The 23,801-nt window shown below is 40.7% G+C and carries 19 protein-coding genes, 1 tRNA gene and 2 rRNA genes; 19 read left to right on the top strand and 3 right to left on the bottom strand.

Features of this window, described 5'->3' with window-relative positions; translation table 11 throughout:
• The first annotated feature begins 35 nt into the window (after window positions 1-35).
• The 3 genes from H9L19_RS03715 (at window position 36) to rrf (ending at window position 3,490) form a co-directional block, all read left to right on the top strand.
• Window positions 36-107 (top strand) — tRNA-Ala (locus tag H9L19_RS03715).
• Window positions 108-364: 257 nt separating this feature from the next.
• Window positions 365-3,280: ribosomal RNA gene (locus H9L19_RS03720) — 23S ribosomal RNA — on the top strand.
• Between the two features lie 93 nt (window positions 3,281-3,373).
• A 5S ribosomal RNA gene (rrf, locus tag H9L19_RS03725) occupies window positions 3,374-3,490 on the top strand.
• A gap of 63 nt (window positions 3,491-3,553) precedes the next feature.
• Here the strand turns inward: rrf and H9L19_RS03730 are convergent.
• On the bottom strand, window positions 3,554-3,985 hold the full coding sequence (locus H9L19_RS03730) for a hypothetical protein (protein ID WP_187529799.1): 432 nt from the start codon (window positions 3,983-3,985) through the stop codon (window positions 3,554-3,556).
• Window positions 3,986-4,176: 191 nt separating this feature from the next.
• On the opposite strand from H9L19_RS03730, the gene metG reads away from it, so the two are divergent.
• The 5 genes from metG to H9L19_RS03755 all read left to right on the top strand — a co-directional run bounded on the left by metG (window position 4,177) and on the right by H9L19_RS03755 (window position 10,364).
• Window positions 4,177-6,189 (top strand): methionine--tRNA ligase, encoded by a 2,013-nt coding sequence (gene metG, locus H9L19_RS03735; protein ID WP_187529800.1) that lies wholly within the window; start codon window positions 4,177-4,179, stop codon window positions 6,187-6,189.
• 294 nt (window positions 6,190-6,483) lie between these two features.
• Window positions 6,484-7,290, top strand: a complete 807-nt coding sequence (locus H9L19_RS03740; protein ID WP_187529801.1) for a TatD family hydrolase — start codon at window positions 6,484-6,486, stop codon at window positions 7,288-7,290.
• Window positions 7,287-7,835, top strand: coding sequence for a ribonuclease M5 (gene rnmV / locus H9L19_RS03745; RefSeq protein ID WP_187529802.1), 549 nt, complete (start codon window positions 7,287-7,289; stop codon window positions 7,833-7,835). The genes H9L19_RS03740 and rnmV overlap by 4 nt, the downstream gene beginning before the upstream one ends.
• A gap of 129 nt (window positions 7,836-7,964) precedes the next feature.
• Complete coding sequence (gene rsmA, locus H9L19_RS03750; RefSeq protein WP_243198236.1) at window positions 7,965-8,810, top strand: 16S rRNA (adenine(1518)-N(6)/adenine(1519)-N(6))-dimethyltransferase RsmA; 846 nt, start codon at window positions 7,965-7,967, stop codon at window positions 8,808-8,810.
• Between the two features lie 177 nt (window positions 8,811-8,987).
• Window positions 8,988-10,364 (top strand): hemolysin family protein, encoded by a 1,377-nt coding sequence (locus H9L19_RS03755; protein ID WP_187529804.1) that lies wholly within the window; start codon window positions 8,988-8,990, stop codon window positions 10,362-10,364.
• Between the two features lie 110 nt (window positions 10,365-10,474).
• Here the strand turns inward: H9L19_RS03755 and H9L19_RS03760 are convergent, their stop codons facing one another.
• On the bottom strand, window positions 10,475-10,705 hold the full coding sequence (locus H9L19_RS03760) for a Veg family protein (RefSeq protein ID WP_187529805.1): 231 nt from the start codon (window positions 10,703-10,705) through the stop codon (window positions 10,475-10,477).
• Window positions 10,706-11,087: 382 nt separating this feature from the next.
• Between H9L19_RS03760 and H9L19_RS03765 the strand changes: the two genes are divergently transcribed.
• The 7 genes from H9L19_RS03765 (at window position 11,088) to H9L19_RS03795 (ending at window position 17,718) form a co-directional block, all read left to right on the top strand.
• The gene (locus H9L19_RS03765; RefSeq protein WP_187529806.1) at window positions 11,088-11,567 is read left to right on the top strand and encodes a ComE operon protein 2; all 480 of its coding nucleotides are present in this window, start codon (window positions 11,088-11,090) and stop codon (window positions 11,565-11,567) included.
• Window positions 11,568-11,613: 46 nt separating this feature from the next.
• On the top strand, window positions 11,614-12,570 hold the full coding sequence (locus H9L19_RS03770) for a thymidylate synthase (RefSeq protein WP_187529807.1): 957 nt from the start codon (window positions 11,614-11,616) through the stop codon (window positions 12,568-12,570).
• Window positions 12,571-12,762: 192 nt separating this feature from the next.
• Window positions 12,763-13,989 carry an LCP family glycopolymer transferase gene (locus H9L19_RS03775; RefSeq protein ID WP_187529808.1) on the top strand — a complete coding sequence of 409 codons (1,227 nt, stop codon included), beginning with the start codon at window positions 12,763-12,765 and terminating at the stop codon, window positions 13,987-13,989.
• A 132-nt stretch (window positions 13,990-14,121) separates the two neighbouring features.
• A complete protein-coding gene (locus H9L19_RS03780; RefSeq protein WP_187529809.1) occupies window positions 14,122-14,763 on the top strand; it encodes a DUF1700 domain-containing protein in 642 nt (213 codons plus the stop codon).
• Window positions 14,756-15,760: a DUF4097 family beta strand repeat-containing protein gene (locus H9L19_RS03785; protein WP_187529810.1), complete on the top strand. Its 1,005-nt coding sequence runs from the start codon at window positions 14,756-14,758 to the stop codon at window positions 15,758-15,760. The genes H9L19_RS03780 and H9L19_RS03785 overlap by 8 nt, the downstream gene beginning before the upstream one ends.
• A gap of 150 nt (window positions 15,761-15,910) precedes the next feature.
• Entirely contained in the window at window positions 15,911-16,765 is an 855-nt protein-coding gene (locus tag H9L19_RS03790) for an undecaprenyl-diphosphate phosphatase (RefSeq protein ID WP_187529811.1), read from the top strand.
• A gap of 80 nt (window positions 16,766-16,845) precedes the next feature.
• Entirely contained in the window at window positions 16,846-17,718 is an 873-nt protein-coding gene (locus H9L19_RS03795) for a YihY/virulence factor BrkB family protein (RefSeq protein ID WP_187529812.1), read from the top strand.
• 46 nt (window positions 17,719-17,764) lie between these two features.
• On the opposite strand, the gene H9L19_RS03800 is transcribed toward H9L19_RS03795, so the two are convergent.
• Complete coding sequence (locus H9L19_RS03800; protein ID WP_187529813.1) at window positions 17,765-18,898, bottom strand: PucR family transcriptional regulator; 1,134 nt, start codon at window positions 18,896-18,898, stop codon at window positions 17,765-17,767.
• Between the two features lie 170 nt (window positions 18,899-19,068).
• On the opposite strand from H9L19_RS03800, the gene arcA reads away from it, so the two are divergent.
• Genes arcA through arcC form a run of 4 tightly spaced genes read left to right on the top strand, consistent with a single transcriptional unit; the run spans window position 19,069 to window position 23,791 of the window.
• Complete coding sequence (gene arcA, locus H9L19_RS03805) at window positions 19,069-20,310, top strand: arginine deiminase (protein ID WP_187529814.1); 1,242 nt, start codon at window positions 19,069-19,071, stop codon at window positions 20,308-20,310.
• Between the two features lie 31 nt (window positions 20,311-20,341).
• The gene (gene argF / locus H9L19_RS03810; protein WP_420832597.1) at window positions 20,342-21,388 is read left to right on the top strand and encodes an ornithine carbamoyltransferase; all 1,047 of its coding nucleotides are present in this window, start codon (window positions 20,342-20,344) and stop codon (window positions 21,386-21,388) included.
• Window positions 21,389-21,400: 12 nt separating this feature from the next.
• The gene (locus H9L19_RS03815; RefSeq protein ID WP_187529906.1) at window positions 21,401-22,837 is read left to right on the top strand and encodes a basic amino acid/polyamine antiporter; all 1,437 of its coding nucleotides are present in this window, start codon (window positions 21,401-21,403) and stop codon (window positions 22,835-22,837) included.
• Window positions 22,838-22,849: 12 nt separating this feature from the next.
• Entirely contained in the window at window positions 22,850-23,791 is a 942-nt protein-coding gene (gene arcC, locus H9L19_RS03820) for a carbamate kinase (protein ID WP_187529907.1), read from the top strand.
• Window positions 23,792-23,801: the final 10 nt, after the last annotated feature.

Genomic DNA, 23,801 nt, shown 5'->3' on the forward strand with positions numbered 1-23,801 from the left:
TAGTTTTGAGTGTTTTACACTCAATAGTATCATCTGGGGAATTAGCTCAGCTGGGAGAGCACCTGCTTTGCAAGCAGGGGTCAGCGGTTCGATCCCGCTATTCTCCATTGGCAACTTCGGTTGCCAATATCATTAGTTCTTTGAAAACTGAATCATATTAGTAAATTTAAAATTTCAAATTATTGAAAATCAATAAATTGAACCGAGTAATCAAGAGTTGATTGTCGCAAGACAATTGACAGTGTATTACACCGCGTTATTTTGAGTTTTTATACAAGTTCATCACGATAGCAATATCGTGATAATCGCAAGTGACTGAAAGATGTCACATACTCAAAACTTAAATCATCAACGTCAGTTGATAGGTTAAGTTATTAAGGGCGCATGGTGGATGCCTTGGCACTAGGAGCCGATGAAGGACGGGACTAACACCGATATGCCTCGGGGAGCTGTAAGTAAGCTTTGATCCGGGGATTTCCGAATGGGGGAACCCAACTTGTTATGCAAGTTATCACTAGTTGAATCTATAGACTAGTTGAAGGTAGACGCTGTGAACTGAAACATCTCATTAGCAGCAGGAGTAGAAAGAAAAATCGATTCCGTCAGTAGCGGCGAGCGAACCCGGAAGAGCCCAAACCAAAGTGCTTGCACTTTGGGGTTGTAGGACTACCGTTGTGGAGTTACAAAATTGTATGTTAGTTGAAGTGGTTGGGAAGCCACGCGAGACAAGGTGATAGCCCTGTAAACGAAAGCATGCAATCTCCCGTGTAGGATCCTGAGTACGGCCGGACACGTGAAATCCGGTCGGAATCTGGGAGGACCATCTCCCAAGGCTAAATACTACCTAGTGACCGATAGTGAACCAGTACCGTGAGGGAAAGGTGAAAAGCACCCCGGAAGGGGAGTGAAAAAGTTCCTGAAACCATGTGCCTACAAGAAGTCAGAGCCCGTTAAGGGGTGATGGCGTGCCTTTTGTAGAATGAACCGGCGAGTTACGATTACATGCAAGGTTAAGGTGGAAAGACCGGAGCCGAAGCGAAAGCGAGTCTGAAATGGGCGTCATAGTATGTAGTTGTAGACCCGAAACCAGGTGACCTACCCATGTCCAGGGTGAAGGTGTGGTAAGACGCACTGGAGGCCCGAACCTGTGCATGTTGAAAAATGCTAGGATGAGGTGTGGGTAGCGGTGAAATTCCAATCGAACTTGGAGATAGCTGGTTCTCTCCGAAATAGCTTTAGGGCTAGCCTCGGAATGTAGCGTATTGGAGGTAGAGCACTGTTTTGGTGCGGGGCCCATCTCGGGTTACCAAATTAAGATAAACTCCGAATGCCAATTACGTATGTCCGGGAGTCAGACAGTGAGTGATAAGATCCATTGTCGAAAGGGGAACAGCCCAGATCGTCAGTTAAGGTCCCTAAGTGTGTGTTAAGTGGAAAAGGATGTGGAGTTGCATAGACAACTAGGATGTTGGCTCAGAAGCAGCCACCATTTAAAGAGTGCGTAATAGCTCACTAGTCGAGTGATTCTGCGCCGAAAATGTACCGGGGCTAAACACACCACCGAAACTACGGGTGCCAACTAAGTTGGCGCGATAGGAGAGCGTTCTATGGGCGATGAAGTCAGACCGTGAGGACTGGTGGAGCGCATAGAAGTGAGAATGCCGGTATGAGTAGCGAAAGACAGGTGAGAATCCTGTCCACCGTATGACTAAGGTTTCCTGGGGAAGGCTCGTCCTCCCAGGGTTAGTCGGGACCTAAGGCGAGGCCAAGAGGCGTAGTCGATGGATAACTGGTTGAGATTCCAGTACCAGGTGAACATGTTTGAACGATGGAGGGACGCAGAAGGCTAATGGATCCCAGCGAATGGAAATGCTGGGTTAAATCGTAAGTTTTGGGAGTAGTTAAATGCTTATCCCTATAAGAACAAGCGATGATGAGGATCGAAATTAAGTAGAGAAGTCCATGATGTCACGCTGCCGAGAAAAGCTTCTAGTTAGTGTTTACCTGCCCGTACCGCAAACCGACACAGGTAGTCGAGGAGAGCATCCTAAGGTGTGCGAGTGAACTCTCGTTAAGGAACTCGGCAAAATGACCCCGTAACTTCGGGAGAAGGGGTGCTCAGCGCAAGCTGAGCCGCAGTGAATAGGCCCAGGCGACTGTTTATCAAAAACACAGGTTTCTGCAAAATCGTAAGATGACGTATAGGGGCTGACGCCTGCCCGGTGCTGGAAGGTTAAAAGGAGTGCTTAGCTTCGGCGAAGGTGCGAATTGAAGCCCCAGTAAACGGCGGCCGTAACTATAACGGTCCTAAGGTAGCGAAATTCCTTGTCGGGTAAGTTCCGACCCGCACGAAAGGCGTAACGATCTGGGCACTGTCTCAACGAGAGACTCGGTGAAATTTAAATACCCGTGAAGATGCGGGTTACCCGCGACAGGACGGAAAGACCCCATGGAGCTTTACTGTAGCTTGATATTGAGTGCTTGTGCAGCTTGTACAGGATAGGTAGGAGCCGTAGAGATCGGAACGCTAGTTTCGATGGAGGCGTTGGTGGGATACTACCCTCGTTGTATGATCACTCTAACTCGCATCACTAATCGTGATGGAAGACAGTGTCTGGCAGGCAGTTTGACTGGGGCGGTCGCCTCCTAAAAGGTAACGGAGGCGCTCAAAGGTTCGCTCAGAATGGTTGGAAATCATTCGCAGAGTGTAAAGGCACAAGCGAGCTTGACTGCGAGACTAACAGGTCGAGCAGGTACGAAAGTAGGACTTAGTGATCCGGTGGTTCCGCATGGAAGGGCCATCGCTCAACGGACAAAAGCTACCCTGGGGATAACAGGCTTATCTCCCCCAAGAGTCCACATCGACGGGGAGGTTTGGCACCTCGATGTCGGCTCATCGCATCCTGGGGCTGTAGTCGGTCCCAAGGGTTGGGCTGTTCGCCCATTAAAGCGGTACGCGAGCTGGGTTCAGAACGTCGTGAGACAGTTCGGTCCCTATCCGTCGCGGGCGTAGGAAATTTGAGAGGAGCTGCCCTTAGTACGAGAGGACCGGGGTGGACGTACCACTGGTGTATCAGTTGTTCCGCCAGGAGCATCGCTGAGTAGCTATGTACGGATGAGATAAACGCTGAAAGCATCTAAGTGTGAAACTCGCCTTGAGATGAGATTTCCCATTCGAAAGAAGTAAGACCCCTTATAGATGATGAGGTAGATAGGCTAGAAGTGGAAGTGCCGCGAGGCATGGAGCGGACTAGTACTAATGGTTCGAGGACTTAACCAAGTTGAATAAAACGTGGTGGTTCAATTTATTTCACAAATTTACAAACAATATGATTCAGTTTTGAGAGGATTAAGCTTCTCAATTTAATAAACGTGTCGTGACGATGGCACTGAGGTCACACCTGTTCCCATACCGAACACAGAAGTTAAGCTCAGTAACGCCGAAAGTAGTTGGAGGATCGCTTCCTGCGAGGATAGGAAGTCGCGATGCAAATGAAATACCCATCAATTTGATGGGTATTTTTTTAATCTGAAATTAACGTTTTAAATGGTGTCACTGGATTGCTTTTTCAATTAGTTGTTGGACTTTCATTTCAATCGCAGAATGCCATTCAGTTAAGGCATAACTAGTCGGCCAAAAATCACCTTCATCGAGATGGGCGTCTTCTTGAAATCCGAGCGTTGAGTACCGATAGCCAAATTTTGAGGCTGGTTGAAAGAATAAGACAACTTTTCCAGCTTGATTAGCATAAGCTGGGAAACCATACCAGGTTTTAGGCTTTAAATTAGGGGCTATGCGGGTGACTAATACATGTAAATTGGCAGCGATGATTCGTTCATCATCTTGCATGTTAGCAATTGCCTCTAGAACATCTGCTTCGCCATTTTTCTTTGGGCGCGTATTTGCAGCAGCCTGTTCTTGACGTAATTCTTCAGCACGTTGCCGAATCGCTTCTTTTTCAAAATCCGAAAATAATTGACCCATCACATTTCTCTTTTCTAGTTTTAGTTAAATGATAGCATAAAGTGATTTGAAATAAGCACAGTTTGTAGAATTAATTCTGATATAATGTAGTAAGTGTTCGCTTATATTGAGGATAAACCACGTAGTTTAGTTGAATGTGTAAGTGAATGCCAAATAAATGCGCGCACTCATTTGTGTTGCGGGAGGAAATTATGACGGACAAAAAAACATTTTATATAACAACGCCCATTTATTACCCATCAGGAAAATTACATATTGGGAATACGTATACAACGGTCTTGGCAGATTCGGCTGCAAGATATCATCGCTTGTTGAATGAAGATGTTTACTATTTAACAGGAACGGATGAACACGGTCTAAAAATTGAACAAAAAGCTGATAAGATGGGAATTTCGCCCAAAGAATACGTTGACGGTATGGCAGCTGATATTCAAAAGCTGTGGCAATCATTAGATATTACAAATGATGGATTCATTCGGACGACAGATGAGATTCATGAAAAGGCGCTGACAAAGATTTTTAATCAGCTATTAGCACAGGGTGATATTTACAAGGGCGAATATGAAGGTTGGTATTCGGTTGATGATGAAGAATACTTTACTGAATCGCAATTAGCTGAAGTCTATCGTGATGGTGAAGGGAAAGTCATTGGGGGTAAGGCACCTTCAGGGCATGAAGTTGAACTGGTGAAAGAAGAATCATACTTTTTTGCCATGTCAAAATATGCTGATTGGTTGTTAGACTATTATCAAACACATCCAAAGTTCATTCAACCAGAAACACGAATGAACGAAATGATTAACAATTTTATTAAACCTGGTTTGGAAGATCTTGCAGTCACACGTACATCATTTAAATGGGGTGTACCGGTTGAATCTGATCCAAAACACGTCATTTACGTGTGGATTGATGCATTATCAAACTACATTACTGCTTTGGGCTATGGTTCTGACGATACAACCCTCTATGACAAGTTCTGGCCAGCCAATGTCCAATTAGTTGGAAAAGAAATTGTTCGATTCCATACTATTTATTGGCCAATTATGTTGCATGCCTTAGGGCTACCATTGCCTGAAACGGTTGTTGGACACGGTTGGTTGACGATGCGTGATGGTAAGATGTCTAAGTCAAAGGGAAACGTCGTTTATCCAGATGTTTTGGCTGAGCGATATGGTGTTGACGCTGTACGTTATTACTTATTGCGTGCCATGCCATTTGGTAATGATGGTATTTTTACACCGGAAGACTTTGTCGCTAAAGTCAATTATGACTTAGCAAATGACCTTGGAAATCTATTAAACCGAACAGTTGCAATGATCAATAAATATGAGGCAGGGGTTATCCCAGAGTTACAGACTGGTGCCACACAATTTGATGCAGAGTTGATCGAACTGACAAATACGGTGATCGAGAACTATAATCTCAATATGCATGAATTACGTGTTTCTGACGCACTTGCAGAAGTTTGGAAGTTAATTGCGCGTGCCAATAAGTACATTGATGAAACAGAACCATGGGTATTGGCTAAAGACACTGAAAAGCAAAATGTCTTAGCATCTGTTATGGCACATTTAGCTGGTGCATTACGTGTCATTGCGATTTTATTGCAGCCAGCACTATCGCGAACGCCACAAGCCATCTTCAATCAGTTAGGGTTGGCCGAGACTAATCTGTCAATTGAGAATCTCAAGTTCCAAGACTTACCAACTGGTGGACATGTCGTTGCAAAGGGTACACCAATTTTCCCTCGAATTGATGTCGAAGCGGAAGTTACCTATATTCGTGAGTCAATGATTGGTGGCGGTAAAGAGACAGCATCAGTGAAGAAAGAAAAAGCAAAAGCTGTACACGATGAACAAACTAAAATCGATGAGTATATTAGTTTTGAGGATTTTGAGAAAGTTGCATTACGGGTTGCAGAAATTAAATCGGTATCAGAAATTGAAGGGTCAAACAAATTATTGAAATTTGAATTGGACGATGGTACTCAAAGTGGTCGGACAATTTTATCAGGTATTAAGAAGTGGTACCCTGAATACCAGTATTTAGTTGGTAAAAAGGTAGCTTTTGTTGCTAATTTGAAACCTAGAACGATGATGAAAAAGTATGTTTCTGAAGGTATGTTGTTATCTGCTGAGAAGGATGGTAAAGTTACCTTAACGCTGCTACCAGATGAAATTGAAGCAGGTTCTGAGTTGGGATAAAGTAATTTTAAGGTTCTTTTATCTTTGAATTATTATTGATTTAAGGTTCTGAAGTTATGATTATTTATGTTGAAAGGCGATGATAAAACCTAACAACACATTCATAATACCTACTCCTTAAAATAGCAAGTGGCCTACGTCTAACCAGCGTAGGCTTTTTGTTATGTTTTCTTGTATGACTTGGCGGTTGGCACTTAGCTGATTGTTAATGGTTAAGCTAGAAAGCCGGCAATAATTGTCTCTGTTGATTTGGTATAATAAGATTATGAAACACAATTAAGGAGAACGTTTAAAATGGCAATTTATGATCCAACAAAGCGGCCGGCAAGTGCTTTCGATACGCATACCCACTTAAATGATGATGTATTTTGGCATGATGTTGCTGCCTATTGGGCACGTGCACGTGAATTTAGAATAATGGAAATGAATATTGTTGGTTACAACTTAGTTGGTAATCAACGCGCAATTGAAATTGCAAATGAATTTGAAGGTGCCCATGCCATCGTTGGTTGGCAACCAGAAGACATTCGTGAATTCGATGATAAGGCAATGTCGATTTTGAGGCAGCAGTTATCCGAGCCAGAAGTGGTTGGTATTGGTGAAATGGGCTTAGATTATTATTGGGAAGAAAATCCGACGCATGATGAACAAATTGCAGCTTTTAAGCAACAATTAGCGCTAGCTAAGGAATTCAATTTGCCGGTGACTATTCATGCCCGCGATGCATTTGATGATGTTTATGAAGTCTTGAAAGACAGTGACGTTGCTTCATTTGGCGGTGTCATGCATTCGTTTACAGGGGATGCTGAGGAAGCAAAACGCTTCTTAGATTTGGGGCTCTACATCTCATTTTCTGGAATTGCCACGTTTAAAAATGCGCATGAGGTAAAATCAGCGGTGCAAGTTGTGCCACATGATCGATTATTAGTTGAAACAGATGCACCTTATTTGGCACCGACGCCACATCGCGGAAAACAAAATGAACCGATGTATGTTTTTGATACCATTAAGAATATTGCTGAGCAACTTGGCATGACCTATAATGAGTTGGCACAGTTGACGACAGAAAATGCGCATCGTTTATGGAAAATTAATTCATGAAAATCAATGAGGTCATCGTTGTCGAAGGGAAAGCCGATACTGAAAAAATAAAATTGGCAGTTGTCGCGGATACGATTGAAACGAATGGATCCGCTTTATCAAAAAGAACGCAACAAGCCATCCAACATGCAGCGCAAACACGAGGCATTATTATTTTCACAGACCCAGATTATAATGGTGAACGGCTACGGAAAATACTTGAACGGTTGGTTCCTAATGCATCACATGCATTTTTAACGCATGATGAAGCTGGTGCACAGATTAAGCACCACAGTTTGGGTATTGAATACGCAAGTGTTGAAACCATTCAGATGGCATTAAGTCAAGCAACCAAGGCGACTGAACAATTGACTGTATCGGATATCACGGCGATTGATTTAAATCATTTAGGCTTGACTGGTGGTCAAGGTGCGGCTGGCAAGAGACAATTTATTGCGGAAACTTTAGGTCTAGGTTATGTTAATGGTAAGCAATTACTCAATCGTTTGCACATGTTTGGCATTAGTATGCAGCAACTTAATGAAGCAATTGATCAGTATCGATAAGTGAACTTAGTGGCGTGATGTAATGATTTTAATTGGTTACAACAGATATAGATAAGATAAAAGCGCGGAGGCTTTAAAGAATTGGCAGATTATCCAGATATTGCGACACCTTTGCGGACGCAAGCCATTATGAATCAATATGGCATTAATACAAAGAAATCACTTGGACAGAATTTTCTGACCGATATGAATATTCTGCATCAGATTGTTGCTGCTGGTGAGGTATCATCGACAGATAACGTGATTGAGATTGGCCCTGGAATTGGGGCGCTGACAGAACAACTTGCACGTGCGGCAAAACAAGTGCTGGCATTTGAAATCGACGGTCGATTAATTGAAGTGTTAGATGATACCCTAGCACCATACGACAATGTGACTGTGGTCAACAAAGATATCCTAAAAGTTGATTTGAACGAAGCGTTGGCACAGTATTTTTCAGATCAAATGGCACCATTAAAGCTGGTCGCTAATTTACCTTACTATATAACAACCCCAATCTTGATGCAGGTTTTGGAATCAGGAATTGATTTTGCATCAATTGTGGTCATGATGCAAAAAGAAGTTGCAGATCGTTTGTCGGCGCAACCAGGTACTAAAGCTTATGGTGCCCTATCGTTAGCTGTGCAATACCGGATGCAAGCGCATGTGGCATTTACCGTTTCACGCACATCGTTTATTCCAAATCCTAATGTGGACTCAGCAATCGTTGTCCTGACGCCGCGTGAACCATTGACTACCCTACCTCGTGATGAGAAGAAGTTGTTTGAATTGTTCAAAATTGGTTTTGCAATGCGGAGAAAGACATTATGGAACAATCTCATCACTGCTTTTGGCAAAAATGCCGTTGTGACCAATAAATTAATGGATGCACTCGAGATGGTCCAAATTGATCCTAAGATTCGTGCTGAGAAGTTGACATTAGAGCAGTTTATTGAACTCCATAATGCATTGATGACGGTTGGCATTAATGCGTAAAAAAGATTTAGAAAAAAGCGTATTACTAGTGAGATAATTTATTGCTGACGAACAACGATAATATCGATTTAAGATGAACCTGAGTTTAATGCCTGTTACTTGTATATAGTACGTTTATCCAGTATAATGAATGTCTAAATGTGATTAAAATTAAATTTGAAAGAGGTAATTTATCCTATGGATTCTGCGTCCATTATCTATAATATTATTGCAATTGTTGCTATTTTGTTGTTGGCTGTGTTGTTCACACTAACAGAGTACTCATTGGTCAAAGTTCGACCTAGTGCTTTGCGGGCACTGGTTGAAGCCCGTGGTAAATCATCACGTAATTTAGACGGTGCTTTACACATGACCGAGCATTTAACTGAGTATTTGTCTACTGCTCAAGTTGGAATCACTTTAACGAGTCTGATTCTTGGGTGGATTGGTGAAGAATTCATTGCAACCTTGATTTTGAGCACTGATGTGTTGCCCAAAGACCTTGCACGACCAATTGCATCAGTGGCAGCTATTCTGATATTTACATTTATTCATGCAGTTTTCACAGATTTGGTACCGAAAAATATTGCGATTGATCGCCCAATTAATGTGCTATTGTTTATTGTGCGACCAGTTCGATTCTTCCATATCGTGTTGTATCCACTCATTTTCGTATTTGACCGGACTGCAGCTGGTGTGACGAAGCTAATTGGGTTTAATGCTCATCCTGATGAAGATATTTACTCACAAAATGAAATTCTATCATTATCTCAAGATGCAGCCCAAGCTGGTGAGTTAGACGAAGAAGATGTTGCTTTCATGAAGCGTGCCTTTGAGATGAACGACAAAGTCGCAGCAGACATTATGATTGATCGCACACAATTGACGGTGATTGACGTGACTGCCACGATTGGGGATGCATTGTCATTGTACCTAGAGAATAAGTTCTCACGTATTCCAGTTGTTGCGAATAATGATAAAGATAAAATTTTAGGTTACGTATTCAATTATGATTTGATTCGTCAAAGCCGAATTAATGCGGATGCATCAGTTCGAGTCATTTTACGTAATATTCCAAATGTGTCAGAGAACCAAGATATTCAAGATATATTAGAAGAAATGATTGGGCATCGTGCACCGATTGTTGTTGTTAAGGATGAATATGGTGGTACATCAGGTATTGTGACTGATAAAGACATTTATGAAGAGTTATTCGGAACAGTACGTGATGAAATTGATGACGTTGCGGATGATTTGATTGAAAAGACTGGTACTGACGATGAAGGTCGAATGCATTATAATGTCAGTGGAAAATTAACGTTGTTTGATTTTGAGCGTTATTTCAAGACTGAAATTAAAGCCTTTGAAGATTCTGAAATGGTGACGCTGACAGGCTACATTTTGGATGAGGATCCAGATGTTACGGTCGGTCAAGAAATTATCGTCGCTAACTTTAAGATTATTCCACAAGATTATAAAGATGCGTATATTAATGCTTTTGAGGTCATCGAATTAAATGAAGAAGATATTCATGCCAATATCGATGAATATGAAGCAGACACAACTACTGATTAATAATAAATGAAAGTGCTTAGTAGTGATTGCTAAGTGCTTTTTTTGTAAAAGAAAACCCAGCCTTATTTGTAAAGGATGGGTTTAAGTCTATACACAGCTGTGATAGGCGTTTAGAATGCTAATTCAATGTTATTTGTTAAGACATCGGTATAACTGTATGACGCGCGATCGAATTGATCACCATCTCGCTTCAAGTCTAAAACGAAGACTGAGTGGAATGTTTCGCGAACAACAGCTTGATGTTCAATGTTACGATGGCGACTTTCGTGCGTCGTCAAAGTGACAACATCACCGATGTGTGCATCCAATTTTTCTTTAATCTCTGCTAATACTGTTGGCATATTGTACTTCCTTTCATGTGAAGATATGTCTTCACCGGGAACGTCCAAAACTTAGTAATAAAGACGTTTATCATTTTAGTGCATAATTGCACTCAATAACATAAATAATTATACAATATTTAATAATTAAAATCAACTATTTTGCAATAAAATTTCAATGTTAATGCGGATTCTATCAAGGAATATTAAAAAATAATGGGGAGACATTGATAATTCTATTTCATTCATTTTGTAAGTATTATTAATAATCATGAAAATTATAATTTTTATGAAATGACACATATGATGTAGCATTCCAAAACTAATTTGCTATTAAAGACGCGCAATATTTGCTATGATATAGACATTTAATAAATTGAATGAGAACGGAAGTGACATAGTAATGGCTGAAGAACGTATTGCTTGGCCTGAGTATTTCATGATGCAGGCAGTCATGCTAGCATCACGCAGTACCTGTACGCGCCTGCATGTAGGCGCAGCGATTGTAAAAGATGGACGCATTATTGCCAGTGGGTATAACGGCTCTGTGGTGGGGACACCACATTGTACCGAAGTGGGTGATTATATTGTGGATGGGCATTGTATTCGAGCCGTCCATGCTGAACAAAATGCGCTTTTACAGTTAGCTAAGATGGGAATCGCAGCAGATGATGCTGAAATCTATGTGACTGATTTTCCATGTGTCCACTGCACAAAATTTTTATTACAAGCGGGCATTAAGAAAATTAATTATTTGCGAAATTATAATAATGATGCGTTTGCAATGTCGTTAATTGAACAAAAAAACGTCGCACTAAACAAGGTGACGCTAACTCAAAAAACACTATCAAGTTTACATTTTGAGACCTACCTTGAACAATAGAATCAAGCTAATTGTAAACGAATTAATAGATTGAAAGAGGCTATAGATGAGTAAAAATGAGCAAGCATATCTCGATTTTGCACGTGATGTTTTGGAAAATGGCGAATACAAAGGTGATCGGACTGGTACCGGGACCTTTTCAGTCTTTGGGCGCCAACAGCGTTATGATTTAAGTGAAGGCTTTCCGTTATTGACGACGAAACGGGTCGCTTTTGGATTAATTAAGAGTGAACTTTTGTGGTTTTTAAAAGGTGATACTAATATTCGTTTCCTTTTGGAAAATAATAATCACATTTGGGATGAGTGGGCATTTAAAAATTGGGTCAATTCAGACGCGTACGCTGGTCCCGATATGACTGACTTTGGGCGACGATCAACGACAGACGCTGATTTTAAACTGATTTATGATGAACAACACCAAATTTTTTGTGATCGTATTTTATCCGATGATGATTTTGCTGATCGTTTTGGTGATTTGGGCGTTGTTTATGGTGCACAATGGCGTCATTGGCAGAAGGTGCAAGGTGGATTTATTGATCAAATCCAAGACGTGGTTGAGCAAATTAAAGTCAACCCAGATTCACGGCGTTTGATTGTTTCAGCATGGAATCCCGAAGCGGTTCCCATGCAGGCGTTACCACCGTGCCACACCTTATTTCAATTCTATGTTAATCAAGGTAAATTAAGCTTACAGTTATATCAACGCTCGGCTGATATCTTCTTAGGTGTACCTTTCAATATTGCATCTTATGCGTTATTACTCAGTATGGTCGCTGCCCAAACTGGGCTTGAAGTGGGTGAATTTATTCATACATTTGGGGATGCACATATTTATTCAAATCATGTGGACCAAGTGAAAGAACAACTATCACGTGAAATGGGTGAGCTGCCAAATTTGGCGCTGAACCCAGCGGTTAAATCAATTTTTGAATATGAAATGACAGATATTAAGGTTGAAAATTACCACCCTGCAAAGTCGATTAAGGCACCGGTTGCAGTTTAAATTTGTGTTGAATCAATGACTTGTGAAGTATCACAAGTTTTTTTATTAACAATACGTCATGTTTTATAAGTAATTTTTAAGTTAACGTTAGTATCATTTAAAACAAACTGAAATAACTGGTTATTTCATAAATCTCTAGTAAACTAGAATAAGTTATAGTACAGATTTAGACCCGTTGAGGAGCAATTACAGATGGATAATGAACCACAAGTAGAACCTAATTTACCGTCACGGTCGCGTTCATCGCGCAATGATCGGCAATTAAATAGAAAGAAAAAGAAGCATCGTGGTTTCAAAATTGTGATGGCTATCATTGGTGTGCTAGGTGTTATTACCGGCGTGTATGCAGCTAATACTTTTGAACGCGTGCATAATGCAGTTGATAAAACATTTAAAAGCTCAGGTGTTAAAAAAGCACGAAATGTATCATCTGTTTTGAAATCAGGGAAACCGTTTACGGTTCTATTATTGGGAACGGACACTGGTGAATTGGGTCGTGAAGATGCAGGTCGGACAGACTCGCTAATGCTGATGACTGTGAATCCAGCTAAGAAGAAGACAACATTAATGTCAATTCCGCGTGATACGGTTATTGCGCCAGTTGGTTATGAAGAAGAATTCCCGCAAAAAATGAATGCGGCTTATGAATTTGGTAAAGAGGCAGCGACAATTAAAACGATTCAAACTTGGTTGAATGTGCCGATTGATTTTTATGCCATGGTTAATATGCGCGGCATGGAAGACGTCGTTAATGAAGTCGGTGGGATTGAGGTTAAGTCGCCATTGACGTTTAAGTACAATCCATTAACTGCCCATGCTGACTCAGGCTTGAATTATGGCTTTAGCGAAGCTGGTGATTTGTATAGTTTCACCGAAGGCTCAACACGAGTTGGTATTTCAAAAGGGGCAACTAATACAAATTATACGTATAGCAATAAGATGGATGGGGCGGCTGCGTTAGCCTTTTCTCGCATGCGATATGATGATCCGCAAGGTGATTATGGTCGGACACAGCGCCAACGTCTAGTTTTGCAAGGTATTATGAACAAGGCAAAGCAATCACCAATGAAATTAGTTAACCAGTCATTCTTAGATACATTATCAAAGAATGCGCGGACCGATTTGACGTATGATGATATGATGATGATCGTTCAAAAATATATCTCTGCGGCCAATAAAATTGTCACTGACCATGCGCAAGGTGGTGGTTACATGATCGGCGGTGTTTCATATGAGCACGTGACTAAGAGTGAACAGCAACGTGTGACGAATGTATTACGTTCATCATTAGGTTTGTCACAAGAAAAGTCTGGCCCATTATATGCTGGTGACGTATCACAAGCAACAATCGTTTCATTAGGTTTACCTTCTGCAGCAACGGAAGCAGCCACTGAAACGTCATCAAGTGATGATAATTAATCGATATTAAGACTTAGTTGGGAATGGTGCAACTAGGCCTTTTTTATTGAGAAAAATGGTCGATGCTACGGCAAATTTAAGAATAGTGTATGATATAAAGATATGACTAGCGAAGCTATGGGGGTAAGTAGGGTGAAGAGTAATATTTATTTTTCGCAATTGGCAGGACATTTAGAACAATTACCAGCATCAGAACGACAAATAATCATTGAAAATTATCGACAATATGCGGATAAAAATGAATTGAGTGGTGAAAAATTAATTCAAGCACTTGGGACACCAAAGCAACTAGCTAGGCGGGCATTGATTGATTACTCGATCGATGCAGATTTAATTGCTGAAAATGCTGTACCAGTTGCCGGAGAGAGCTTTATTAAAAGAAATCGACGTCGCTTACAGCGCCAATTGAATTTATTAGGATTGGTCGTGGTATCATTGGCACCTAATATTGCGTGGTACCCAGCGATGTTGATTATTTTTGCTATTTTATTTGGTATGGCAGTTATTATGGCTATTTTAGCAGTTATCGTCTTATTGAGCTTAGGGATGGGGATTTATCAAATTATTGCTGGTCTTTGGGTTTTGCGTCAAGACTGGTCAGTTAGTTTATTCCAAGGGGGCATTGGCGTTGCACTTATTGGTCTTCAGTTTATTGCCTGGCCAGTGATGATAGCATTGCTACACGGTTTGATGAATCTTCTAATGATGTATACAAAATCGGTTGGCCGCCGATTTTCTAATGAGCATCAATTAAAGGAGGTTCAACATGACTAAAATTTTCCGAGCGGTATTTCTCGGCATTATCATTATGGTTGTTGGATTGATTATGTGCGGTATTGGGTCAATTAATGGCGGCGAAAATCGGATTGTTTGGCAGAGTGGTCATTTTGTTATTCCTCAAAATGAGACGCTGAATAAGCATGTTCAAGCCTTTAAAAACATCAAAATTGAGGGTGACACCTTACAAGTGACGTTGATTAGAGATAATCAATTAACCAGCGGGTATTCAATTATTGGGCAAGTTTCGAACTCAGATGGGCTAAAAATTAAGCAAGTTGGGAATCAATTAACGATTGCTTATCATGATGTACACAGTCATGTACCTAATTTTACAAAAGCTAATCAAGAAATGGACCGTATTGCAATTAAAGTACCTGCAAAAGCGACTATGAGTCAGGTGATGGTCAATGTAGATTCTGGCGATATTACCCTAAAGCGTTTTGCAGGTCAAAGAATGAACATTAGTACGCGCTATGGTCGGGTTACAACACATCAGGTTACAGCAACGCAACTGAAGGTAACTAATCGTGAAGGGGTAATCGTCGACGATCAGAGCCAGTCTGAGCAGTTAAATCTCTCAACGCAATATGGTGCTATTTATGTCAATCAATCGAAAACAGCAACAGCACGGCTCCATGCGTCAATGGCAGACATTACAGCGACCAATACTAACTTAGGAAAACCGGTTATCAGTGTTGACAATGGGAACACAACATTGCGAAATGTTAAGGCAAATAATGTTTTGGCTCAAACTGGAACGGGTGATTATACGCTTGAGAGTTCAACGCTACTGGGGTCAAATGTTTTCTTTACTAAGAATGGCAATGTTGAAACAACCGGGTTGAATGAAGAAGGCTATCGTTTACAGATTCAAAATTCTGGTCAGATTAAATTTAAAGGTCAGACCATGCAACAATCATATGATAATCAAGTGAACGCTGAAAACCGGATCATGTTTGCGACCTATGATGGTAATATCACAGTGAATTAAATAGTAGCGGTTAGGGGATTTTGTTGTCTGTCATTCGTTTAATACAGGCTTGACGTTTTAAATAAAACTGAAGTCTATCATTAGTTAATTGACATTCTTAACCATTTTTGTAAGACTTAAACGTATCGAAACTATTGAAAAGAGAAAATTATGCTTGAAATTATTAAATCAATTATTATCGGTATCGTTGAAGGGTTAACAGAATTTTTGCCGGTCTCATCAACAGGGCACATCATTATTGCTGAGTCGTTGATGAATATTCCAAGTGGTAGTGTCTGGACGAAAGCCTTCACTAGTATGTTTGATTATGTCATTCAATTGGGTGCAATTATGGCCGTGATTCAACTTTATTTTCATAAATTAAATCCGTTTTCACCACGCAAAAATGAAATTGAGCGTCGACAAACATGGCGTTTATGGTCTAAAGTGATTGTTGCTGTCTTGCCTGCAGCTGTGATTGGATTATTGTTAAATGACTTCATGGATGCCCATTTCTTGAACCCAGCCGTTGTGGCAACGGCATTGATTTTGTATGGTATCCTCTTCATTGTGTTGGAAAAATATAATGCACGTGAGGATGTGAACCCTTGGTTAAATGATCTTAATCGCATGTCATACAAATTAGCGTTGGCCATTGGATTCATTCAGGTTTTATCAATTGTGCCAGGCACATCACGTTCAGGTGCGACAATCTTGGGGGCGATGTTCTTAGGTGTTTCACGGGTTGCAGCAGCAGAGTTTTCATTTTTCTTAAGTATCCCTGTGATGTTTGGGGTTGCCCTTTTGAAAGTTGGTAGTTACCTGCATAAAGGTGGGGCGTTCTCTGGTATGCAGAGTGTGACGCTTGCAATCGGGTTTATTGTGTCATGGATTGTTGCTTGGTTTGCAATTAAATTTATGATGAATTACATTAAAAACAATGACTTTAAAGCGTTTGGATGGTATCGCATTATCGTTGGAATAATTGTTGCCGTCTTAGGCGTAGCAGGTCTTTTGCATATGTAAAAGGATAAGGAATGTCCACTGACATTCTTTTTTTAATGTTAGTGTGAGTGGATTTAAGAGAAGTAATTGAGGAATTGGGTATGAAAAAAAGGATTGCAAAAATTTTGGCGAATAGCTACGTACAAGTCGTTCTATCGACTTTTCGTCGGATAAATTTAGGCGATACATCAGCAACTATTGCTTATTACGCACTCTTAGCGTTGTTTCCAGCCATTATGTTATTAGCAGCCTTGCTGCCTTTAGTTGGGTTGACAACTAAGACTGTGATGACTTATCTTGACTCAGCTTTACCAGCTACAATTAATAAAACGATTATGCCAATGATTGAATCGATTTTACATCATCCAGGTGTTGGGACATTGTCGATTTCAATTATTGTCACGTTGTGGTCATTATCAAAGGTGATTGCAATCATTCGGCAAGCTCAAAATGCCATTTATGATGTTAAGGTGAGTACGAACTCGTTACTTGGTCGGGCCATTTCATTAGTTTGGATGATTTTTTTACTGGGTTTGATGGGCGTACTTTTCATTGTGGCTTCAATCGGTGGGAATATCTTAGAAGCATTACCATTGAGCCATGATTTAATCGTCCAGTTAGACTCTGCAAAGACCCTAGTTGTTGCGGTTGGATTGATGGCAGGTCTATCATTATTTAACTTTCTAATTCCGGCGCGTAAGCCGCGTTTTGTCTGGGTCGTGGTTGGTACGTTATTTCAACTGGCGGGTATCTTAGCATTAGCTAAAGGTTTTGGGATTTATGTTAAATTTGCTGGGAAATCATATTCGTTTTATCAGGCGATTGGATCAGTTGTCATTTTGATGATTTGGCTTAATTTAGTCGCAACAATCGCAATGATTGGGACGATTATTACCGCCATTTTGAATGAACTTTGGCCGAGCCAAAGTGAATGGCTTGATAAATTGAATCAAACATTGTTACGAGAAAAGTGAAAGTGACTTGAAAGGCATGATGAATTGAGAGTTCTTTTTTATTTTATTATTTTAATGTATGAGTTAATAAGTCATCGGCAATGTCGATTGAAGATTGTAAAGCATATGTTTTGTATTTGACCATTGCGATATACATGAGCGTCCGTTGTTCATAGCTATGTAAATCTAAATCGCAAATTTCACTTAGTGTATCTAGCCGGAAACTGAGTGTATTTCGGTGAATGTGTAATTCATCAGCCGTTGCTTTTATGCGACCGTTATTTTGAAAGAAAGTCCAAAATGTTTCCAAAAGTTCGTGATTTTCGACAGTGGTATCAAAATGAGCAATGGTGTCAATGATGTTTTGAACATTAATTTTGGCATCAACAATTGGCATAAAACTTTTCAATTCATCAAATTGAGCAATGTTTTGACAAGGCGCTTTTTCTGGTTTGAGCCATTCTGTTAACAGTGCTGTTTTAATCGCTTCATGGTATGCGGTATTGAGATTTTTGGTTTTTGTTGAAATTCCAACCCGGGTTGTTGGTTGGCACCATTGCTTAATATATTCAATTGCCGTTTTTGATTCGAAAATAATGAGTAAAATCTTTGGCGTGAGCAATGTATTTCGCCCGTTGATACGATTACGTAGATTGTATAGTGGGTCATCGTCAGTAAAGGGCGTGTCGGAATAGATGGCGGCCATATAAAGTGGGTGATTGATATTGAGTTTGAAATATTTGGCTTCACTAGTTAAATAAGGATTGATTTTACCATCCGCCGAAATTAATTCGCGCAAAAATGTATCCAAACGTTCCCGATCTGTTAGTGGCACAGAGGAATGAAATTTAAAGTTACTATTTAAAAACATGGTGACGATGGTCAAGATGAGTTTGCTCTGTGATCGAACGAGTGGTTTAGGTCCGTGAATTAAAAAATAACCAATTACACTGGTTTCCTGATAAAGTTTGGAAAAATGAAAAATGTCGCCCTGATCATCAGTGATTTCGATGCTATGCGCTGGATTTGATTCTAGTTGATGCCTGAGATGAACAAGTCGTTGTTCGGCATCAGCAATTGCTGACTGATCAGTGTTAGTCGCTAATACCACCCCATTGGTATCTAAAATCGATAAACGCAGATCTTGGTTGTAAAAGTTTTGACTCAGCAGCTCTTGGGCTGCTTTTTTTGAAATATTCATGTTTCTCCCCAGATATAACATAAAAAGTGATTGAAATTCATTGTGCAAATTCACAATAAACGTTGTAACTATGTCTATATTATATCAAATGTAAGCGCTTTATTATATAAAGTGTCAAGAAGTTGTTGACTTCTGCACAATCAAATTTATTTATACTAAGGAGCTTAATTATGACTGACAAAGCAATTCAAGTTAACTCAGAAATTGGGAAGTTAGAAACAGTTTTGTTGAAGCGTCCAGGGGCTGAAGTTGAAAACATCACGCCCGATACAATGGAACGTCTATTATTCGATGACATTCCATTCTTGGAGATCGCGCAAAAAGAACATGACTATTTTGCCAATGTTTTGCGTGAGAACGGCGCTGAGGTGTTATACGTCGATGATTTAGCAACTGATGCCTTATCAATTTCAGGCGATATTCGCAACCAATTCATTGAGACATTTTTGGACGAAGAAGGCTACGGCCTAGGTTCAACCCATGATGCTTTGAAAGAGTACTTGATGGGTATGGATGTCAAAGACATGGTTGCTAAGTTATATGCTGGTGTTCGTCGAACGGAATTCCCATTTAAGAATGATTCATTGCATGATTTAGCAGGTCGTGATGCGGCAAATCCATTCCTTTTGGATCCATTGCCAAATGCGTACTTCACACGTGATCCACAGGCGTCAATGGGCAGTGGTATGACGATTAACCATATGACATTTAAAGCACGCCAGCCTGAATCACTATTTACTGAATACATTATGAAATATCATCCACGTTTTGCAGATAAGGTTGATATTTGGCGTAATCGTAACTTCAATACTCGAATTGAAGGTGGGGATGAGTTGATCTTGAACGATCATGTTTTGGCTATTGGTGTGTCACAACGGACATCTTCAAAGTCAATTGAAGGATTGGCCCGTGAATTGTTCAACAATCCAAATAGTCAATTTGATACAGTTGTGGCTATTGAAATTCCACATAACCATGCCATGATGCATTTGGACACTGTCTTTACAATGGTTAACCGTGACCAGTTTACCGTATTCCCGGGCATTATGGACGAAGAAGGTAAGATGAACATCTTTGTTTTGACGCCAGGTGATCAAGGGGCCATTAACTTGCAACATTACAATAACCTTGAAAAGGTGATTAAAGATGTTTTGCACTTGTCAGAACTAGATTTGATTTTCACAGGTAATAGTGACGCAATTGTTGCACCACGTGAGCAATGGAATGATGGCTCAAACACATTGACGATTGCACCAGGTGAAGTTGTCACTTATAACCGAAATTACGTGTCAAATCAGATGTTGCGTGAGCATGGCATTTTGGTTCATGAGGTTATTTCAAGTGAATTGTCACGCGGTCGTGGTGGTCCACGTTGCATGAGTCAACCACTATGGCGTGAGAATCTAAACTAAATTTAAATCAGGAATTATGGGGAGAAAAATCATGGTTGAAACAAAGACAAATTCAGTCCTTCAAGGGCGTTCGCTTTTGGCTGAAAAAGACTTTACACCAGCAGAGATTCAATATTTTGTTGATTTTGGGTTGCATTTGAAGGCGTTAAAGAAGCGTGGTATTCCACATCACTACCTAGAGGGTAAGAATATTGCCTTGTTGTTCGAGAAGACATCAACACGGACACGCTCAGCTTTCACAACTGCAGCGATTGACTTAGGGGCTCACCCTGAGTATCTTGGGGCGAATGATATTCAGTTAGGGAAGAAGGAATCCGTTGAAGATACGGCTATTGTTTTGGGAAGTATGTTTGATGGGATTGAATTCCGTGGTTTCTCACAAGAAGTTGTTGCAGGATTGGCTGAGCATTCAGGTGTGCCAGTTTGGAATGGCTTAACAGATGAGTGGCACCCAACACAAATGATTGCCGACTTCATGACGATTAAAGAGAACTTTGGTCATTTGAAGGGGCTGACATTAACGTTCGTTGGTGACGGTCGAAACAATATGGCCAACTCATTGCTTGTCACTGGGTCAATGTTAGGAGTAAATATCCATATTGTTGCACCTAAGGCACTTCACCCAGCACCAGAAATCGTGGCAATTGCACAAAAGTTTGCCGATCAAAGCGGTGCTAAGATGCTGATTACTGATGATATCAAGACTGGCGTTAAAGGTTCAAATGTGATTTATACCGATGTTTGGGTATCAATGGGTGAGACGAATTGGGAAGAGCGGGTTAATTTATTGACACCATACCGGGTCACAATGGATATGCTGAAGGCCACTGGTACGCCAGATGATCAATTGATTTTCATGCACTGCTTGCCTGCCTTCCATGATACTAATACCAAGTATGGGACTGAAATCAAAGAGAAGTATGGTTTGACTGAGATGGAAGTCACGGACGAAGTCTTCCGTAGCCAGTATGCACGTCAGTGGGATGAAGCTGAGAACCGGATGCATTCTATTAAAGCGATTATGGCAGCAACATTAGGTAATCTCTTTATTCCAGCTATCCCAGAACTAGAAAGCTAGGGGTAATGGATGATGGCAGATGCAAAACAGAATAAGGGTATTTCACTATTCGCGCTAATTGCAATGGTCATTAGTAGTGCCATTGGTGCAGGTATCTTTGACCTACCAACGACGTTAGCACGAGCTGCAACACCCGGGGTCACTTTGATTACATGGGGCATTACGGCAGTGGGAATCATGGCTTTAGCCATTTCACTAAAAAATTTGGTGTTAAATAAGCCAGAATTAGAAGGTGTATCTGACTATGCACGAGCTGGATTCGGCGATTTTACGGGCTTTGTTTCTGGTTGGGGGTATTGGTTATCAGCTTGGCTAGGTAATATCGCTTTTGCAACGATGATGATGTCGGCCGTAGGATATTTTGTGCCATCATTTCACTCGGGGAATAGTTTAGGCGCAGTATTTGTGGCATCTATTCTTTCATGGTTGCTGACTTGGTTTGTTGTCCAAGGGGTTGAATCTGCAGCGGCAATTAATGCCATTGTCACCGTCTGTAAATTGGTACCATTGGCAGCGTTTGCTTTAATGGCAGCGATCAGCTTTAAGGTTGGGATCTTTACGGCCCATTTCTGGGAAAATTTTTCAGTGAATACGGCAGGCATGTTCTCATACAGTCATCTAACTTTTGATGGATTTGTATCACAAATGAAAGGCTGCTTAATGGCCATGATGTGGGTCTTCGTTGGAATTGAAGGCGCATCAATGGTTGCGGCACGTGCTAAGAAAAAGTCAGATGCTGGAAAAGCGACAATCGTTGGTTTGCTGACGCTACTATTCATCTACGTCTTCTTGACAATGTTACCTTATGGGTATTTATCACAGGCTGAATTGGTTAAAATCAAGAGCCCAGCCATTCTATATTTGTTCGAATCAATGACTGGTACGATTGGGGGAGCAGTCATTAGTATCGGCATGATTATCACGATTTTTGGCGCTTGGCTCAGCTGGACAATTTTGCCTTCTGAAGCGACAAGTCTGATGACAAAACAAAAGATTTTACCTGAGTGGTTTGGTTATATGAATAAAAACAATGCCCCATCACATTCATTGTGGTTAACGCAAATCTTTATTCAGATTTTCTTGATTTCGATTCTCTTTACTGATCAAGCCTACACATTCGCCTACTCATTATGTACTTCAGCCATTGTTGTTTGTTACGTATTAGTTGGGGCATATCAGTTAAAGCTTGGAATCCAAGAGAAAAATGTTGCTTGGATTATCGCTGGCTTTATCGCATTGGCTTTCCAAGTAATGGCAGTGGTATTGGCTGGTCTCACTTACCTTTGGTTAAGTATGGTTATTTATGCGATTGGATTAGTCTTCTACTATCGTGCACGACATGACTATGGCTACCAAATATCGCGCTTTGAAAAGGTACTGTCAGCAGTGATGATATTGGCTGCAATTTCAGCCATTGTTGCGTTGGTGACTGGTGTTATTACAATTTAAGGGGAGAAAAAAATCATGAAAAGAATTGTGGTTGCCTTAGGTGGAAATGCGATTTTAACGGATGATCCAACCGCAGCTGGACAAGCAAAGGCACTCGAAAAAACAGCACAACAATTAGTTAAATTTGTTCAAGCTGGTTATCAACTGGTTGTTACACATGGTAATGGGCCACAAGTTGGCAACTTATTGTTGCAACAAGAAGCTGGTTCAAGTAATAAAAATCCAGCAATGCCATTGGATACAGTTGGTTCTATGACTCAAGGGGAAATTGGGTTATGGCTATCAAATGCTTTGAACAAAGAATTGAATCAATTAGGGTTGACTGATAAACGTGTAGCAACGATTATGACGCGAACTGAAGTTGATCCTGCGGACCCAGCTTTTAGTAATCCAACGAAACCAATTGGCCCATTTTACAATCATGCGGAAGCAGAGCAAATTAAAGCGGCCAATCCAACATGGACTTTGGCTGAAGATGCTGGTCGGGGATATCGTCGGGTCGTTGCATCACCTAAACCAATTAATATTTTGGAAAGTCAAGAAATCGAGAAATTGGTTGATGACAATACCATTTTAATTGCTGGTGGGGGTGGCGGTGTACCAGTTATTCAAAAAGATGGTGTGTATATTGGTAGCGAAGCGGTGATTGATAAAGACTTTACGTCGGAAAAAATTGCTGAATTGATTCAAGCTGATCAGTTGATTATCTTGACAGCAGTTGATAATATTGCGATTAATTTCGGACAAGCAACGGAAAAGAAATTGACCACGGTCACAGTCGCAGAGATGCAACAGTATGTCCAGGAAAATCAATTTGCCAAAGGCTCAATGTTACCAAAGGTGATTGCGGCCATGGATTTTGTCAATGCAACTGGCAAGGAAGCAGTAGTTACAGGTTTGGACAATATCGAAGCATTAATGGCTGAACATGCTGGTACGCATATCGTTGCTTGATTGCGGGATG

It is taken from the genome of Weissella diestrammenae (assembly GCF_014397255.1).
In the GTDB taxonomy this organism is placed as follows: Bacteria; Bacillota; Bacilli; order Lactobacillales; family Lactobacillaceae; genus Weissella; species Weissella diestrammenae.

Coding starts and splice junctions, on each gene's coding strand:
- H9L19_RS03790 (WP_187529811.1), top strand. CDS start 15,911: ATGCTTGAAATTATTAAATCAATTATTATCGGTATCGTTGAAGGGTTA.
- H9L19_RS03730 (WP_187529799.1), bottom strand. CDS start 3,985: ATGGGTCAATTATTTTCGGATTTTGAAAAAGAAGCGATTCGGCAACGT.
- argF (WP_420832597.1), top strand. CDS start 20,342: ATGGTTGAAACAAAGACAAATTCAGTCCTTCAAGGGCGTTCGCTTTTG.
- H9L19_RS03760 (WP_187529805.1), bottom strand. CDS start 10,705: ATGCCAACAGTATTAGCAGAGATTAAAGAAAAATTGGATGCACACATC.
- H9L19_RS03800 (WP_187529813.1), bottom strand. CDS start 18,898: ATGAATATTTCAAAAAAAGCAGCCCAAGAGCTGCTGAGTCAAAACTTT.
- rsmA (WP_243198236.1), top strand. CDS start 7,965: ATGAATCAATATGGCATTAATACAAAGAAATCACTTGGACAGAATTTT.
- metG (WP_187529800.1), top strand. CDS start 4,177: ATGACGGACAAAAAAACATTTTATATAACAACGCCCATTTATTACCCA.
- H9L19_RS03740 (WP_187529801.1), top strand. CDS start 6,484: ATGGCAATTTATGATCCAACAAAGCGGCCGGCAAGTGCTTTCGATACG.
- rnmV (WP_187529802.1), top strand. CDS start 7,287: ATGAAAATCAATGAGGTCATCGTTGTCGAAGGGAAAGCCGATACTGAA.
- arcA (WP_187529814.1), top strand. CDS start 19,069: ATGACTGACAAAGCAATTCAAGTTAACTCAGAAATTGGGAAGTTAGAA.
- H9L19_RS03815 (WP_187529906.1), top strand. CDS start 21,401: ATGGCAGATGCAAAACAGAATAAGGGTATTTCACTATTCGCGCTAATT.
- H9L19_RS03775 (WP_187529808.1), top strand. CDS start 12,763: ATGGATAATGAACCACAAGTAGAACCTAATTTACCGTCACGGTCGCGT.
- H9L19_RS03755 (WP_187529804.1), top strand. CDS start 8,988: ATGGATTCTGCGTCCATTATCTATAATATTATTGCAATTGTTGCTATT.
- H9L19_RS03770 (WP_187529807.1), top strand. CDS start 11,614: ATGAGTAAAAATGAGCAAGCATATCTCGATTTTGCACGTGATGTTTTG.
- H9L19_RS03785 (WP_187529810.1), top strand. CDS start 14,756: ATGACTAAAATTTTCCGAGCGGTATTTCTCGGCATTATCATTATGGTT.
- H9L19_RS03795 (WP_187529812.1), top strand. CDS start 16,846: ATGAAAAAAAGGATTGCAAAAATTTTGGCGAATAGCTACGTACAAGTC.
- H9L19_RS03765 (WP_187529806.1), top strand. CDS start 11,088: ATGGCTGAAGAACGTATTGCTTGGCCTGAGTATTTCATGATGCAGGCA.